This window comes from Vibrio sp. 1078-1, from assembly GCF_033340475.1.
In genome coordinates this window covers 1-510 of the sequence record NZ_JAWOWM010000951.1, presented here as the reverse complement: position 1 = coordinate 510, position 510 = coordinate 1, and the positions used below count along the sequence as shown (strand labels likewise).

Below are 510 nucleotides of genomic sequence, written 5' to 3'. Positions count from 1 at the left end.
ACTTTATAAAGTATTGAGCACAGATACAAGCGTACCTACAGCTCTACTTTACGGAAGCTTAGGGGCTAATCAGTTAACAAAGCACTCCGATATCGATTTATTTATTCAGTCATCGATTTCGGTTCAGAGTTGGCATGAAAGACTCCTCAGATTGTTCGGTGAACAATTGGCTCATACCGATATTTTGGGGTCGAAAATCACTCTTAGGACACAAGACCGTTTGCTTATAGAAATCGTTATAGGCCAATCGCTGTCTGACATTTCTCTTTATTATCGCGAGTCACAAATCTACAACGTTCACTTCACTATTTTAAAGGGTGAGCTTGGCCTTGCAGAACAATTAGACGCCGTTACCAAAACACATACAAGCGAGCGAAAGCAAGCCAAAGAGTTGGCTGCTCAGGTTTACTTTTTATTTTGCTCCTTACCGAACCTTATCGCTAACAACGACAGTTACAAGTACCACTTTCACTGCTCTATCATCCAGCACTATTGTGTTCAGCTAGAACA

The 510-nt window shown here is 41.2% G+C and carries 1 pseudogene; it reads left to right on the top strand.

Annotated elements, in window-relative coordinates:
• Positions 1-166: 166 nt before the first annotated feature.
• A pseudogene (locus R7190_RS31045) lies at positions 167-510 on the top strand (hypothetical protein); the annotation flags it as partial.